Annotated in this window: 16 protein-coding genes; 7 read left to right on the forward strand and 9 right to left on the reverse strand. The window is 60.0% G+C overall.

Translation table 11 applies throughout. The features are described 5' to 3' along the window. Positions 1-9 precede the first annotated feature (9 nt). Together ACYJRZ_RS02100 and ACYJRZ_RS02105 are read left to right on the forward strand one after the other, a co-directional pair. Positions 10-720 carry a TIGR02117 family protein gene (locus ACYJRZ_RS02100; protein WP_459455619.1) on the forward strand — a complete coding sequence of 237 codons (711 nt, stop codon included), beginning with the start codon at positions 10-12 and terminating at the stop codon, positions 718-720. Positions 721-838: 118 nt separating this feature from the next. After that, positions 839-1474, forward strand: a complete 636-nt coding sequence (locus tag ACYJRZ_RS02105; protein ID WP_459455621.1) for a glyoxalase superfamily protein — start codon at positions 839-841, stop codon at positions 1472-1474. Between the two features lie 38 nt (positions 1475-1512). On the opposite strand, the gene bluB is transcribed toward ACYJRZ_RS02105, so the two are convergent. Continuing rightward, a complete protein-coding gene (bluB, locus tag ACYJRZ_RS02110; RefSeq protein ID WP_459455623.1) occupies positions 1513-2259 on the reverse strand; it encodes a 5,6-dimethylbenzimidazole synthase in 747 nt (248 codons plus the stop codon). 404 nt (positions 2260-2663) lie between these two features. Between bluB and ACYJRZ_RS02115 the strand changes: the two genes are divergently transcribed. Both ACYJRZ_RS02115 and queF read left to right on the forward strand, forming a co-directional pair. Beyond that, complete coding sequence (locus ACYJRZ_RS02115; protein ID WP_459455625.1) at positions 2664-3578, forward strand: cation diffusion facilitator family transporter; 915 nt, start codon at positions 2664-2666, stop codon at positions 3576-3578. Between the two features lies 1 nt (position 3579). After that, entirely contained in the window at positions 3580-4044 is a 465-nt protein-coding gene (queF, locus tag ACYJRZ_RS02120; protein WP_015340658.1) for a preQ(1) synthase, read from the forward strand. Between the two features lie 59 nt (positions 4045-4103). On the opposite strand, the gene ACYJRZ_RS02125 is transcribed toward queF, so the two are convergent. Continuing rightward, on the reverse strand, positions 4104-4916 hold the full coding sequence (locus ACYJRZ_RS02125; protein WP_459455628.1) for a DUF2076 domain-containing protein: 813 nt from the start codon (positions 4914-4916) through the stop codon (positions 4104-4106). Between the two features lie 231 nt (positions 4917-5147). Between ACYJRZ_RS02125 and ACYJRZ_RS02130 the strand changes: the two genes are divergently transcribed. Continuing rightward, the gene (locus ACYJRZ_RS02130) at positions 5148-5735 is read left to right on the forward strand and encodes an ATP-dependent Clp protease proteolytic subunit (RefSeq protein WP_112340662.1); all 588 of its coding nucleotides are present in this window, start codon (positions 5148-5150) and stop codon (positions 5733-5735) included. Positions 5736-5957: 222 nt separating this feature from the next. On the opposite strand, the gene ACYJRZ_RS02135 is transcribed toward ACYJRZ_RS02130, so the two are convergent. The 3 genes from ACYJRZ_RS02135 to ACYJRZ_RS02145 are packed head-to-tail and all read right to left on the reverse strand — an operon-like array spanning position 5958 to position 8299. Next, on the reverse strand, positions 5958-6341 hold the full coding sequence (locus tag ACYJRZ_RS02135) for a VOC family protein (RefSeq protein WP_459455630.1): 384 nt from the start codon (positions 6339-6341) through the stop codon (positions 5958-5960). Next, positions 6307-7491 (reverse strand): MFS transporter, encoded by a 1185-nt coding sequence (locus ACYJRZ_RS02140; RefSeq protein ID WP_459455632.1) that lies wholly within the window; start codon positions 7489-7491, stop codon positions 6307-6309. The genes ACYJRZ_RS02135 and ACYJRZ_RS02140 overlap by 35 nt, the downstream gene beginning before the upstream one ends. 22 nt (positions 7492-7513) lie before the next feature. Next, complete coding sequence (locus ACYJRZ_RS02145) at positions 7514-8299, reverse strand: DeoR/GlpR family DNA-binding transcription regulator (protein WP_459455634.1); 786 nt, start codon at positions 8297-8299, stop codon at positions 7514-7516. A 199-nt stretch (positions 8300-8498) separates the two neighbouring features. On the opposite strand from ACYJRZ_RS02145, the gene ACYJRZ_RS02150 reads away from it, so the two are divergent. Together ACYJRZ_RS02150 and leuA are read left to right on the forward strand one after the other, a co-directional pair. Further along, entirely contained in the window at positions 8499-9683 is a 1185-nt protein-coding gene (locus tag ACYJRZ_RS02150) for a benzoate/H(+) symporter BenE family transporter (RefSeq protein WP_459455636.1), read from the forward strand. A gap of 328 nt (positions 9684-10011) precedes the next feature. Then, a complete protein-coding gene (leuA, locus tag ACYJRZ_RS02155; RefSeq protein WP_459455638.1) occupies positions 10012-11718 on the forward strand; it encodes a 2-isopropylmalate synthase in 1707 nt (568 codons plus the stop codon). A 67-nt stretch (positions 11719-11785) separates the two neighbouring features. Here leuA and ACYJRZ_RS02160 read toward each other — a convergent pair whose 3' ends face one another. From ACYJRZ_RS02160 to ACYJRZ_RS02175, 4 genes are all read right to left on the reverse strand, one after another. Then, complete coding sequence (locus ACYJRZ_RS02160; protein WP_459455640.1) at positions 11786-13630, reverse strand: ABC transporter ATP-binding protein; 1845 nt, start codon at positions 13628-13630, stop codon at positions 11786-11788. A 237-nt stretch (positions 13631-13867) separates the two neighbouring features. After that, on the reverse strand, positions 13868-14071 hold the full coding sequence (locus tag ACYJRZ_RS02165; RefSeq protein ID WP_459455642.1) for a hypothetical protein: 204 nt from the start codon (positions 14069-14071) through the stop codon (positions 13868-13870). A 99-nt stretch (positions 14072-14170) separates the two neighbouring features. After that, the gene (locus tag ACYJRZ_RS02170) at positions 14171-15010 is read right to left on the reverse strand and encodes an anti-sigma factor (RefSeq protein WP_459455644.1); all 840 of its coding nucleotides are present in this window, start codon (positions 15008-15010) and stop codon (positions 14171-14173) included. 3 nt (positions 15011-15013) lie between these two features. Then, the gene (locus ACYJRZ_RS02175; RefSeq protein ID WP_459455646.1) at positions 15014-15526 is read right to left on the reverse strand and encodes an RNA polymerase sigma factor; all 513 of its coding nucleotides are present in this window, start codon (positions 15524-15526) and stop codon (positions 15014-15016) included. Positions 15527-15633 lie beyond the last annotated feature (107 nt).

A 15633-nucleotide genomic window follows, 5' to 3' on the forward strand; every position in this document is an offset into this window, starting at 1 on the left:
TTTCAGTCGGTGATCTCAAAGATAGTCAAGGGCGTTTTCTTCGCCGTTCTCGCCGTCGTGCTCCTCGTCGGCCTCGGCATCGTCGTGCCACGTCCGCTGTGGCAGGAGGCACAGGCTGCGCTCAGCGAGCGTTCACAACAAATCCTCATGCTCAGTAACCCCATACATACGGATATTGCCATTCCCGTTGATGGCGATCTTCTCACGCGTTTCGCTTTCCTGCGGACAGCCGGGCTGGATATCGACAATCCCAACCTGCGCTATCTCATTTTCGGCTGGGGCGGTCGGAGCTTCTATACAGAGACGCGCACATGGGCCGATTTGAAGGCGAGGCCCGTCTTGAAGAGCTTTGCGCTCGACCGGTCCGTCATTCATGCGGAGCTGGCGGGCGATATCCCGCTGGATGCTCCGGCTGTGACAGTCATCGACATCGATGCCGAAGGTCTTGAGCGGCTCAAGCAATTCGTTCTCGCCAGCTTTGATCGCTCCGACAGTGGTCCGATACCTCTGCCTGGCAGCAACTATGGGCCGAACGACGCGTTCTTCGAAGCGCGGGGTTTTTTCAACGCGCTGATGGGATGCAATACCTGGACGGCAGCTGCGTTGAGGCAGGCGGGATTGACCTCCGGCCTCTGGACGTCATTGCCCTGGATGCTGCGAATGTCCTTGCGGCTGCATAATGACGATGAACGCTTTGTGGCGGGCCATACCTTGCCTTGAGGCGGTTTGACTTGCTTCAGGTTGTACCCTAACCTTTGCGTCGTTCCTGTGGGGCACATCGGCATCGGGCCGAAAGGGCTAGGCCTGCCCGCTGACATCACTCAGCAGGAGTCTGCCCATGCCAACCCTCGATACCTATCGTAAACAAGCCAAGCTGTTGATGCGCTGGCACCGAGAGTGCGACTATTCCATTGGCGGAAGAGTGCGAATGCTCGATCGTTTCAAGGCGCTGACGGATCGCGAGATCCTGGCGATGAAGTTCCCCCTAACGCTGGCGCAGGAGATCGTTGCGGTGGAAGCGGGCCACAGGAGCTGGGCGGAATTGAAGTCCGTCGCAGCGGACGCGCCGAAGATGCCGGCCGTTACAGCGGAGCCGCCGGTTTTCAAGAGCATCGTTCCCATCCTTTTCGTGCGGGATGTGGTTGCGAGTGCGGCCTTCTTCAGGGAGAAGCTCGGTTTCGCCGAGGATTTCCTGCATGGGTCGCCGCCGTTCTATGGGGCGATGTCGCGCGACGGTATCTGCATCCACCTGCGGCTCGTCTATGAGCCCTATTTTGCCGCCGCTGCAGCGAAGGAGAAATCGCTCATCCTCGTCTCTATCGAGGTCTCGAATGTCCAGGGATTGTTCGAGGAGTTCAAGCAGAGGGGTGCTGAGTTCGCACAGCCGCTGATGAAGCAAGCCTGGGGCGGCACCGATTTCCATGTGCGCGATCCGGATGGCAATGTGATCTCGTTTGTCACGTTCAGATCATAACTCTTTGATCCACCGAGGTTGCTGCCGAGGGATGACCCTCACAGATCCTCGCAGTTTTGCCAGGCTTCTTCGAAAATGAGCTTGTCTAGCGGCAGGCGGTCGCGCCATCCCTTCACGGCGAGTTCCGGCATGTCATAGAGTTCGTCGACATAGCCGACGCAGAGCCAGGCGACGATCTTCACATGCTCGGGTATGCCGAGGATCGCCTTGATGGCGTCCTCGTGGAAGATGCTGACCCAGCCGATGCCGACGCCTTCGGCCCTTGCCGCAAGCCAGAGGTTCTGCACGGCGCAGACGGTCGAATAAACATCGGTATCCGGATTGTGCGTGCGGCCGAGCACGACCGGTCCGCCACGCTTTGTGTCGCAGGTGATGCAGATGCTGAGCGGCGCCTTGCGGATGCCTTCCAGTTTCAGCCGCTGGTACTGCGTGCGGCGATCACCCTCGAACATCGCGCAAGCTTCCTCATTGGCCTGATGGAAGGCCTGCCACACGCGCTCGCGCGTTTCTGGCTGACGGATCAGGATGAAGTTCCATGGCTGCATGAATCCAACCGACGGTGCCGAATGGGCAGCCTCGAGCAAGCGCCGGACGAGATCGTCGGGAAGGGGATCGGGCCGGAACTGGTCGCGGACGTCGCGGCGCGTCTCGATGGCGCGATAGACGGCGCTGCGTTCCACATCTGAAAATGCGCCGGCTGCGACCAGATGATCCGACACACCCGCGGGGACGTCGGCGATGGAAGGTGTAGCTTCGGCAGTCTTTTCAGGAGCGGGCATGTTCAACCGTGATTTTTATTAGGAGTCGGCGGCGCATCGGCCGCTATCGCCGACCCTTGCACATCAGGCTGAAGCGCAGCTTAGTGCTGGATGGCAAGCCAAACTACCAGCACGATTTTCCACAGGCGTGCGCATTATCGGCTTCCAATTGTCGCGGAACGGCGATTTAGGAAACGTCTTCCTCATGTTCCGCGAATGGACTGGCCAGACGGCGCTCCCTTCAATTCGCACATCGGCAACGAATTGTCGTGTGAAAAGGGTGTCTGCCTTTGACAAACGCTAAGTCCTGGCCCATATGAGCCGTCAATGAGCCGCCTGCGCGAAAATTCGCGCGGGCGGTTTTGCATTTCAATGGCGCCTTTTTTGCAATTCATTCGCATAAGCAGGCGTGGGGACATTTGGAGACGGGCATGAACAGTCAAGGAAACGATACGATCAGGCGGCTTGCCCTTTGGGGCATTCCGCTGTCGCTCGGCGTTATGGGGCTGAAGATGCTGGCTTGGTGGTTGACGGGCTCGGTGGCGCTTCTGTCCGATGGATTAGAATCACTGGTCAATGTCGTTGCCGCCTTCATTGCCTTCTTTGTCATCCGTTACGCGCAGAAGCCGGCCGATCACGATCATCCCTTCGGTCATCACAAGGCGGAATATCTTTCCGCCGTTACCGAAGGCGTGATGATCGTCGTTGCAGCGCTGATGATCGTGCAGGAAGCGGTCGGCCATCTCGCCAATCCGCAGCCCATGCAGGCACCGGTACTCGGTCTCGCCATCAACTTTGTCGCCGGTGTCATCAACGGTGTGTGGGCCTTGACGCTGATCCGGGCCGGACGGATGCATCGCTCTCCGGCATTGACGGCGGACGGCCAGCACATCATGTCGGATGTCTATACCTCGATCGGCGTGCTGATCGGCCTGTTGCTGGCGCTTGGCACCGGCCATCCGATCTTCGACCCCGTGCTGGCTATTCTCGTTGCCATCAACATTCTCTACCAGGGCTGGAAAGTCATCTCCGCTTCGATCGATGGACTTATGGATAAGGCCGTTCTGCCGGACGAGGAGAATGTCATCAAGGATGCGATCGCCAGAAATGCCGAGGGTTCTCTCGGTGTGCATGATCTGAAGACGCGCAGGGCAGGGGCCGTGACCTTCGTCGATTTCCATATGGTCGTGCCCGCGGCCATGCCGGTGCGAGAGGCACATCGAATCTGCGACCGCCTTGAAGATGCCATACGGGCGATCCATGCGGGCGCCGAAATAACCATTCATGTGGAGCCGGAGGGTGAAAAAGCCCATGGTATCCGCGTCAAAGTGATCAAGGAGACCTGAGATGCCAAAGACCGATGTGTCCGGCCTGTCGATGCTCGGCAACCAGACGGAGACCGCCAGCAATCCGGAAGAGGCCGTTCTGGAGAAGGTGCCGTCCGGCCATGCCGGCACCGATTATGTCGTGCGCTTCACCGCGCCTGAATTCACCTCGCTATGCCCGATGACGGGACAGCCGGATTTTGCCCATATCGTCATCGACTACATTCCGAACGAATGGCTGGTGGAATCGAAGTCGCTGAAGCTCTTCCTGCATTCCTTCCGCAATCATGGCGCATTCCACGAGGATTGCTCGATCTATATCGCCAAGCGCCTGGTGGATCTGCTGCAGCCGAAGTGGCTGCGCATCGGCGCCTATTGGTATCCGCGCGGCGGCATTCCCATCGATGTCTTCTGGCAGACCGGCAAGCCGCCGGAAGGTGTGTGGCTGCCGGATCAGGGTGTGCAGCCCTATCGCGGCCGAGGCTGAATGAAAAAGCCGCCATCCGGGGATGGCGGCTTTTCTGATGGATTCGATGAGATTGCGGCTCAGGCGAATGAGTTGTCGTCGCCATCGTCATAGGACGAGTCGTCATAATCATCGTCCTGAGCGTCTTGGGCAGCGTCCTGGGCGTAATCGGCCGCCCTCTGATCACTTTGATCGCTATTGTCGTCGTTGCCGAAATAGTTGTTGTTGATGATCGTTTCCTGCACCGGCTGTTCGGCCGCGTTGGCTGCCGTGCCTCCGAAAAGGCCGCTACCGGCATTGCCGCCGAAAAGGCCGCCGCCAGTTCCGCCCAGATGCGGGCTGAAGAGGCTGGAGAGCGATTCTGCCAGCATCACACCACCAGCGACGCCGGCCGCGGTGCCAAGCGCGCCGCGCAGGAAGCTGCCGCCAGCTGAAGGAGCGGCTGCCTGCTGGCTCCACGGGCCTGACGGCTGTGGTTGCGGCTGGCCAGCCCAAGGGCCGGGTTGAGGCGCATTGCGGGCATAGTCGTCATAGAGACGACCTTGCTGTTGCGGGCTGGTCGCCTGCGGCGCTGGCACACGCTGCTGCTGACCGCCGCCGAAGAGCGAGCCGATCCCGCCGAGGAAACCGCCGCTCTGCCCTTGCTGGTGATTGTCGGCGCTCTGCTGCTCGAGCTCGTGCACACGGGCCTCGAGTTGCTGGATACGATCGGCAGCCGCCTTCATGCCCTGTTCCTGCATGATGACGGCCTGCGCCAGGAAATAGGGCGCATAGGGCTGGTCGCGAACCGCCTGGTTGATGAAGGCCTCCGCATCAGCGTCGCGTTGCGTGCTGGAGGCACCGCGCACGCGATCGAAGAGAGAAGCAAGCAATTGACGTTCTTCTGGCGACATGATGGCCTCCTTGGCTATCCGTGCTGTAAATTCGGGGCGCGGTCTCTAACCGCGCTGACCTGACGTAGGATCAAATCTCGGCTTTTCAAAGCCATTCAAGTTACATTTCGGTAATCCCCAATCATAACACCATGTTGTCAGTCGCTATTCCCGCCTTGTCTTTTTCCGGCATTGTTTTACGCATTGAGTCGCACTATGTGCGGTGAACGACGCATCATGCTGGAGAGTTGAATGAACGACGAAGACGAACAGGAAGACAAGAAGACCGAGCAGCCCTTGGGCAAGGACGCGGAGGCGAATCTTTTCAAGTCGCGTTCGATCTTCATATATGGCGGCATCACGCAGGAATTGGCGCAGAAGGTCTGCTCGCAACTCGTGGCGCTTTCCGCCGCCAGTGACGACGATATCCGCATTTATGTGAACTCGCCCGGCGGTCACGTCGAGTCAGGCGATTCCATCCACGACATGATCAAGTTCATCAAGCCGAAGGTCTGGATGATCGGCACAGGCTGGGTGGCCTCCGCCGGAGCGCTGATCTATGTCTCTGCTCCGAAGGAGCGCCGCATCTGCCTGCCGAACACGCGCTTCCTGCTGCACCAACCGTCTGGCGGCACGCGCGGCATGGCCTCCGACATCGAGATCCAGGCACGCGAAATCATCAAGATGAACGAGCGCCTGAACAAGATCTTCTCGGAAGCCACCGGCCAGCCGATCGAAAAGATCGCCAAGGACACGGACCGCGACTACTGGCTCTCTGCCGAGGAAGCCAAGGCTTATGGCCTGGTCTCGCGCATCGTGACCTCGCAGGCAGAAATCTGATCTAGCGGGTTTTGCTCGATTGAAGTCAGCGCCCTCGCTTGCCGAAAGGCAGGCGGGGGCTTTGTTTTGAGGTGACGGGATTGCGTTCGCTTCGACCGAAGGGAAAGGGCTGACGGCGAGAGAGCCGCCGCCAGCCTTCGCCACCAGGAGATTGCAACGTTTCCAGGGGCGGCGAATTGGAGTGCTTGAGCTGTGAACGCTGCGGAATTGGCCGAGCACTGCCTAAGCGGTGATCTCGACCGGCGTTCCGTCCGGCATCGTGATGACGGCCTCGTAGAAGCCGTCTCCTGTCATGCGGGACTCGGATTTCAGACAGCCGTCCGTCCGGCATCGCTCGGCCAATGCATCGACGGCAGCTTTGCTGCCGAGCGATATGGCAATGTGGTCCCAGCCGATGCGTTCACCGTGCGGGTCGGGAAAAAGCCAGGGGCCGGTCATCAGTTCGATCTCGTCGTCGCTTCCAGGCAAGGAAACGAAGCGGGAAATGAAGCCGGGGCGGCGGCTGCCTCGATATGCTTCGCCGACGGTCGCACCGAAATAGGTCTTCCAGAAATCGGCTGCCGTATCGAGATCATGCGTCCACAGAGCGGTATGAGCGATGCGCATCGGCCTCTCCCTGTTCTCGATTACGGGTAACGATGCCGGCACAGAGAGGGGCGGCGCTGAGCAGCAGAGCGAGCATCCAGAAGGCGCCAGGCAGGCCGAGATGATCCGCCGCAAAACCGACGCCGGCGGGGCCGACGAGCACGCCGGCATATCCCGTCATGGTGATGGCTGCGACGGCCAGGCCTGCAGGCACGGCCTTCTGCGAACCGCCCTTACGGAAGAGCACCGGAACGATGTTGGAGGCGCCAAGGCCGATCAGCAGGAAACCACCCATGGCGAGGATCGCGATCGGGCTGAGGAGGAGGACGCCAAAGCCCACTACCGCGACGATGCCGCCCCATAACATGACTGCCCTGTCCCCGACCCTTGCGATGATGGCGTCGCCGCTCAGACGGCCCACCGTCATCGCTATGGCAAACAGCATATAGCCGAGGCCGCCATGGCTAGTATCGACCAGGCCCTGCGTCGTGAGAAGTAGAGCGCTCCAATCGAGGATCGCGCCTTCGACGAGAAAGGTGATTGCTGCCAGTGCGGCCAGCAGCAGCACGAAGCCGCGTGGCATGACGAAAAGCGGCGCGTCCTCCACTGGGAGGGTCCGCAGCAGCCGTGGCCATGCGACGATCATGGCGACGACCATGACTGCCGAGCTGAGAAGCGTGGCGGCGAGGGGACCGGCCTTCACGGACAGGAGCAGGGTGACGAGCAGGGAGCCGATGAAGCCGCCGATGCTGAACAGCGCATGGAAGCCGGACATTAGTGGCCGGTCCGCGCCTTTCTCCACTTCGACAGCGTGGATGTTCATGGCAACGTCGAGCGATCCAAGGCAGGCGCCGAAAGCCGCCAGCGCAAGGCCAAGCGTGAAGGACGTGCTGGCCACGGCCAAGGTCGGCAAGAGAAGTGCGAGGCCGAGACCGCCCGCAATGATGATCGGTTTGCTGCCATATCGCGCGCTCAACATGCCGGTCGCAAGCATTGCCGCTACCGAGCCCAGGCCGAGGCAGAGTAGTAGCATGCCCAGCACGCCATCATCGACGCCGAGGCGATTCTTGGCAAAGGGGACGAGGGGAGCCCAGCAGGCGAGGGCAAAGCCTCCGACCAGAAAAGCAAGTCGTGTTGCCAGCCGGGTTTCCGGCCGATCTGTGGATTGCATGGTCATTTCTTGTCTTTCGAAATCAGGAGGACGATGTGACGTCGTTTGCTTTTACGAGCGAGAAACCGGCCTCAGCGGCTGCCTTTTCGTCTGCGGCGGGCAGGTCATCCTCGACAACGAGCCAATCGATATCGCCAGCGCCGCCGATGCGATGCGGCGCGCGTTCGTGAAACTTCTCCGAAGTAATCAATGCGATGCGGGCAGTGCTTCTCTTCAGTAGCGTCCGTTTGAAGATCGCATCTGCATGTTCGTACACGCTGATGCCGTTTCTCGCCGAAACGGCGCAGACACCCAAAAAGCAACGATCGATGTTCATGGCTTCGATGGCTGCTACCGCGGATGCATCGACGCTGCCGCCGACAACGGGATCGACCGCGCCACCGATCAGGACAAGCGGAATATCGCCGCGCTTCATGATTGCGCTGGCGATATCGATGGAGTTCGTCGCGATCGTCACGTCCAGGTTCTTCGGCAGAAGATCGACCATTGCGAGATTGGTGCTGCCGCTGTCGAAAAACAGGAATTCGCCCGGTTCGATCATTGCGACGGCCGCCTTGGCCAGGCCTCTCTTGCGGCCGGATTCCTGGCCGACACGTACGGCCATCGGCTCCGACGGCGTCAGGAGAGGGAGAGCGCCGCCATAGACGCGGCGGCACTTGCCCTCTGCCGCAAGTGCCCGCAGATCGCGGCGCACGGCGTCCTCGGACACGTTGAACTCGGCGGCCAGAGATGCGGCGATGATCTGCCGGCCTTCTGCAAGCCGTGCTTCGATGACATCCCGGCGGGACAATGGGAGTGAATTGCTCATAAATTTGCATTAACGTGCATAAATAAGGGAGTCAATATGCACGTTCCTACACGATATGACTCGACGACGATATATTCCGCGAGCGATTTTGCTTTGCTACACTGTCATTTCGCGCGAAAACAGCACTTGCACGCCCGATGCTTGTGATGCTCCATGCGCATTCAATCGATCCCAATGCGCTCCTCGAGTCTCCATCGTCATGCTCAAAGATTTTTCCGTTCAAAGCCTGTTTATGGGATGCCTCACGGCCTTCGTCGGCTTTGCCAGTTCCTTCGCCGTCGTCTTTCATGGCCTGCAGGTGGTCGGCGCCTCGGATGCGCAGGCGGCGTCCGGTCTGACGGCGCTTTCGGTTGCGATGGGACTCTGCGCCATCGTGCTCAGCGTGGCGACGAGGCTGCCGATCAGTATTGCCTGGTCGACACCAGGAGCCGCGCTGCTGGCGAGCGCCGGAGCGATCGAGGGCGGCTTCCCGGCGGCAGTCGGTGCATTTTTCATTTGCGGCATATTGATCGTCATCGCCGGGCTTTTTCGGCCTTTTGGCCGGGCGGTCGCCTCGATCCCGGCGCCGCTGGCCAATGCCATGCTGGCCGGCGTGCTGCTCGGCCTCTGCTTCGCGCCCGTGAAGGCGATCGCCTTCAATCCTGCCTTCGGCTTGCCAATCATCCTTGCCTGGATCGTTGTCGGCTCGTTCAAGCGGCTTTGGGCCGTTCCGGCGGCACTTGCCGCCTTTGCGCTGGTGCTGGCCTTTGACGTGAAGATATCGGATGGCGCCTTTGCCTCGCTGGAACATTCGTTGTTGCCTACCGTCGAATTCGTGAAGCCGGTCTTTACGCTTGCCGGTATCGTGTCCATCGCGCTGCCGCTGTTCATCGTGACCATGGCGTCACAGAACATTCCCGGCATCGCCGTGTTGAAGGTGCAAGATTACGAGCCGAAGCCCGGCCCGCTGTTTGCCGTGAGCGGCGTGTTTTCACTGCTTGCCGTTCCTTTCGGCGGCCATGCCGTCAATCTTGCGGCAATCACCGCGGCGATGTGTGCCGGGCAGGACGCTCATGCCGATCCACGGAGGCGCTACTGGGCGGCGATTGTCGCCGGGATCGGCTATGTGATCCTCGGATTGCTGGCGAGTGCCGTGACGGCTTTCGTGGCGCTGGCGCCGCCGATTCTCATCGAGGCGGTGGCCGGCCTGGCGTTAGTCGGCGCGCTCGCCAATTCCGCCTTGAACGCCTTCCAGCAGCCGGAATCGCGCGAGGCCGCCGCCATCACGTTTCTGGTGACGGCATCGGGCGTTTCCTTCGGCGGCATTTCCGGCGCCTTCTGGGGGCTGATCGCTGGCGGGCTGATGTTGGCGCTGTCGCGCTGCGTGCAAATGCTGAAGAAGTAGGCGAGGGCTTGCTTCTTTCTTGTCCGGCGGCTATAAGCGCGGCCATGAAGCTGACCGGCGCAAAGATTTCCGAACAGATTGCACGTGGGCGCGTTGCCCTGCGTGACAATACGCGCGCCCTTACTTCGCTTCTCCTCCTCGGCCTTACGCGCGGTTGCCGGGTCCTTTGAGGAGCGCCCGGCGGCCGAAAAGCCCGCTGGCCATCGCTCCTCGCGACTTACCCTAAAATCGACAGCTTACCCGCAAAGGGTCCGCATTTTTCATCGCCAAGCCGCATTCGATCGGCTAAGAGGCGGGATAAAATGACGGGAAAGGAAGAGACGAGACCATGGACGCGAACAGCCATTCCCCCAAAGGCATGCCCGAAGCAGCGGTGAAATACCGCGCCTATCCCCAGATCAACATTCCCGACCGGACCTGGCCGTCCAAGACCATCACCAAGGCGCCGATCTGGTGCTCGGTCGATCTGCGCGACGGTAACCAGGCGCTTGTCGATCCGATGGGTCACGACCGCAAGGCGCGCATGTTCCAGCTGTTGCTCGACATGGGCTTCAAGGAAATCGAAATCGGCTTCCCCTCGGCTTCGCAGACCGATTTTGATTTCGCCCGCTGGTGCATCGAACAGGGCAATGTGCCTGCCGACGTATCGCTGCAGGTTCTCGTCCAGTGCCGCCCGGAACTGATCACCCGCACCTTCGAGGCGCTGGAAGGCGCCAACAAGCCGATCGTGCATTTCTACAATTCCACCAGCGAATTGCAGCGCCGCGTGGTGTTTGCCAAGGACGTGCAGGGCATCAAGCAGATCGCCGTCGATGCGGCCAAGATGATCACCGACATGGCGGCCAAGGCCGGCGGCGGCTATCGCTTCGAATATTCGCCGGAGAGCTTCACCGGCACCGAGCTGGATGTGGCGCTGGAAATCTGCAACGCCGTCATCGATGTCGTGAAACCGACGCCTGATAACAAGCTGATCATCAATCTGCCGTCGACCGTTGAAATGGCGACGCCGAACATCTATGCCGACCAGATCGAGTGGATGTGCCGCAACCTCGACAACAGAGAAAACCTGATCATTTCGCTGCATCCACATAATGACCGCGGGACAGGCATAGCCGCCGCCGAGCTGGCATTGATGGCCGGCGCCGATCGCGTCGAAGGCACGCTGTTCGGCAATGGCGAACGCACCGGCAATGTCGATGTCGTCACCATGGCGTTGAACATGTTCACGCAGGGCGTCGATCCGGAGCTGGATTGCTCGAATATAGAGCGCATGAAGGAAGTCTTCGAATATTCCAACCAGATGGCCATCGGCGAGCGTCACCCTTACGTCGGCGAGTTGGTCTATACGGCCTTCTCCGGCTCGCATCAGGATGCGATCAACAAGGGCATGAAGGCCGCCAAGGTCGCCAACGATCCGGTTTGGGAAGTGCCTTACCTGCCGATCGACCCGCAGGATGTCGGCCGTACCTATGAGGCGATCATCCGCATCAACTCGCAGTCGGGCAAGGGCGGCATCGCCTATATCATGCAGCAGGACTACGGCTTGAACCTGCCGCGCAATCTCCAGGTGGAATATCGCGAGGAAATTCAGCGCATCACCGATGAAGAAGGCAAGGAACTGCCGGCGAAGCGCATCTACGATCATTTCATCGAGCGTTACGTGACGCAGCCCGAAGCACGGCTCCGCTTCGTTGACCATCACACCTTCGCTGATCCCGAACACAAAGGACAGCGCATCGTAGCGGCTGAGATCACCGACAAGGGCGAGGTGAAGCGCATCGAGGGCAGAGGCAACGGCCCGATCGACGGCTTCATCAATGCGCTCTCGATCTATCTCGGCATCCCGATGTCCGTCGAGGATTACTCCGAGCACTCATTACAGCACGGCTCCAATGCTGCGGCGATCTCATATGTCGAGATCTCCTATCCGGGCGGCAAGCTTTTCGGTGCCGGTATCAACACCAATATCGTTGCCGCGTCTCTCGAGGCGATCGTATCGGCGGCCAACCGCGTGCTCGCTATCAAGGCGATGTAAGGCTCCGGCTGGATTACAGCTGATTTGAGAAGCCCCCTCGATTGTGGAGGGGGCTTTTTGTTGCGTATCAGGTGGCAGCCGGCTCGTCGCCTTCGATGAAGCCGCCGGATTGGTGCGACCACAGCGTTGCGTAGATGCCATTTTGGGCGATCAGCTCCGCATGCGTGCCGTCCTCGACGATACGGCCGTGGTCGAGCACGACAATGCGGTCCATGCGCGCGATGGTCGACAGGCGATGGGCGATGGCGATAACGGTTTTATCTTCCATGATGCCGTAGAGCGTATCCTGGATTTCGGCTTCGACTTCGGAATCGAGGGCGGAGGTTGCTTCATCGAGCACCAGGATCGGAGCATCCTTCAGGATCGCGCGGGCTATCGCGACGCGCTGCCGTTGACCGCCGGAGAGCTGGACACCGCGTTCGCCGGCGTGCGCGTCGAAGCCGGTTCTTCCTTCCTGATCTCGCAGGCCCGCGATGAAATCGCTGGCAGAAGCCTTCTCGGCGGCAGCGAGAACCGCATCCTCCGAAAAGCGGGGATTGCCATGGGCGATGTTGTCGCGAATGGAGCGGTGAAGAAGCGATGCCTCCTGGCCGACCACGGCAATCTGCCGGCGCAGGCTATCCTGAGTCACCTGCCGGATATCCTGTCCATCGATTTCAATGATGCCGGCTTCCGGATCGAAGAAGCGCAGCAGCAGGTTGACCAGGGTCGATTTGCCGGTGCCGGAGCGGCCGACAAGGCCGACCTTCTGTCCTGCCGCAATTCGAAGCGAAACACCATCCAGCCCGCCATCTTTCTTGCCGTAGTGATGCGTGACCTGCCGGAAGACGATCTCGCCCTTGGTGACGGCAAGCGGCTTGGCGTCCGGCGCGTCGGTAATCGCAAGGGGTTGCGAGACGGTAACCAGTGACTGCCGCATGGCGCCGAGATGGGCAAAGAGCGAGGAAACGGCATCCAGCATCCATTCGGCCATGCCGGTTATGCGGAAGCTCAAGGCGAGCGATGCCGCGATCAGTCCTAGCGGCGCGCCGCCGGACTGCCAGAGGGCGACCGCATAGCCGACAAGCGCGACGATGAGGAAGCTGCCGAGGAACAGCATGCTCGAATTGACCAGCACCTCGAGCCTCTGCACCCGGACGAATGTCTCGCGGGCTTGCGAGAAACGACAGCGGGCTTCCTTGTCTTCCGCCCTGGCATCGGCAAACAGCTTGATGAGGTCGATATTGGCATAGCTGTCCACGAGTCCGCCCGTCAGCTCGGCATAGGCTCCCTGGTATTGCGCGGAGGCCTTCTGCAGGCGAGGGGTGACATAGGCCATCAGTCCGAGATAGCAGAGGAGCCAGACCGCCAGGGGCCAGATCAGGCGCGGGTCGATCGAGGCCATCAGCCAGAGCGAGCCAGCCACATAGATCAAGACAAACGAGAGCGTGTGCAGGACCTGATAGGCTGCGCCCGTTGCTGCCGTGCCAATATCGCGCACCTGACTGGCGATACGTCCGGAAAAATCCTGACGAAACCAGCCGACCGATTGACGAAGGACATGCCGATGGGCGCGCCAACGAAACAGGGTCTCGGCATTCGGCCGGAATGCGATATCATCCAGGCTTTCGCGAAGATAGCCGGCAAGCGGCCGTCCGATCAACACAAGTGCGGCCGCAGCAAGCAGGCCCCACCCTTCGGACGTCCAGAAATCCTCCCGGCGAGCGGCGGCCAGATTGTCCACCAGCCGGCTGGAATAGCCGATGAGCCAGATCTCGATGACAGCGCCGGTCACGGTCAGGCCGAGGCTCATCGCCATGACTGTGCGAAACGGACGAAGGTTGGTTAGGAGATAGCGCCAGGCATTGGGTGATAGTTGCGGCTCGTCATGATCCTGGAACGGATCGACAAGCTCTTCGAAGCGACGAAACATGAGGGCCCTCCACGGGCGAACATCTGATGGTCGAGCCGATAAAGCGGCCCTTCACGGCACTGCTTTTCAGCGGTGGTTTCCTGTGCCGTGATTTTTCATCAGAGTGCTCTCCTCATTGATCGCTACAACCTACATAGCGCGTATTGGCACCGATGTCAGTAGCAATTGTATCATGATAGCTCGACATGGCTCGCGTCGAAGTCGTCGGAGGATATGTGCTTCAATGTCGAATTTTGCTCAGGCGTTGCCCTTGGCAAGCAGATCGCGCTGCTTTGTCAGACGCTCGAGCTCTTCTTCCTGTTCGGCTATCCGCTCCGAAGTCCGCTCTTCGTCGGCAGCGCCGGAAAAGGCTGCCGCTTGCTCGATCAATTCGCGAAGATTTTCCCTGATCGCCGCGATACGCCGATCGATTTCAGGAATGGTCAGCAGAACGTCGGACATGTCGAAACTCCCGCAAGACTATCGAACCCATACGATTACCGCTCCCATTATCCATCGACCAGCTGGTAGCCGCAAGCAGCAAAACGGATGGGATATCAATCAGATTTCCGAGGATACCCGATTAGCGATCTGATCGAGCATCGCATTGGAGGAAGGGCCGACGATCGCATAGGTCGTACCGTTGCGGTGCCACAATACAATGCTGATATCGTCCTTGATGGTTTCGTTGAAGTCATCGTCCGCAACGCCGTCCGTCTTCGTAAAACAGATGGCGACGACATCGCCGTCGAGGTTCTTGTAGATCAGCTGGCCGACGGGCTTGCCGGCGGCGATTGACATGCGTGCGCCCTGGAAGACGAGACCATCGGCAGCGAGATCCGGAAAGTTGAATTTGACGCCGACCGTGCTTGCCAGCCATTTGGCGATCTCATCCAGCTGGCTCGCCTGCAGTTCGACCATATGCTGCGGCTGGCGCGAATAGATGCGATGATAGGCGGCAATATCGTCTAGCCAGTTGCGAGTCACAAGCTGTGTCGGGGTCGGCGGAGTGCCTGCGGGAACATCCGTTGGCTGCATGCCGAAAAGATAGCCGATGCCGCCACCGACAGCGAACAGGATAAGGGCCGCGGCCAATGATTGCCTGCCCGTCGGTGCCAGTTTCAGCGAATGCCTGGTAATACGCGGGGACGGCTCTCTGGTCTTCGGAGGCTGAGTGCTCTTGATGGAGCGAACGAGCGCCAGCGGTACCGGCTCCTTCAAAACCTCGTCAAAAGCCTTGCGACCGACATCGGAGCCGTGCTTCAGCTCATCGAAAATACGCCGGGCGTCTGCGTCTGAGGCAATGAGCTTTTCCAGCTCTTCTTTTTCTTCGCGGCTCATCTCGCCATCCATGAAGGCGGACAAGCGGACTTCGAGCGGCGTTTTCTTCATGTCCTGCAATGCTTAAAACCTTCGAGGCGAGCGGCTATGACCCTGGGAGGCGAGGTAAAGGCGTGCGCTGGAGAGCCTTGATGTCACCGCCGACAACGGGATGCCAAGAACATCGGCCGCCTGCTTGTAGCTGTGTCCTTCGACATCGACCAGCAGGAAGACACTGGCAAGTCCTTCTGGCAAAGATGTGACGAGGCGATGCGCTTCACCGGCTTCCACCGGATTTAAGTGCGTGCCGGAAGCCGGTTCGCCCTGTTCCAGCGCGTTGCCTTTGGCGGCGGGGCGGAGCTTATGGCGCCGCGCTTCATCCACCCATTGGTGCCGGGCCATGGTGTAGAGCCAGCTTTCCAGCCTGCCGCCGCTGTTCCACAGATGGAATTTGGCTATGCCGCGCTGACAGACATTCTGGACAAGCTCGTCCGCCTCGGCGAGGTCGCCGGTCAGCGTCACCGCAAAGCGGCGAAGCTTCGGAAGAAGACCGACCAAATCGCGTCTGATATCGATGGCTGCTAACGGCGTTGGCATGATCGTTCCAGGAAGGCGTTGGAGGTTGTCAGATCGGCTTTTTGCTTCCGCGGTCGACGGCCTCTCCCGTAAGAAAGGTGATACGAGCGGAATAATCGTTCTGTGCT

The organism is Rhizobium sp. No.120, from assembly GCF_054558365.1.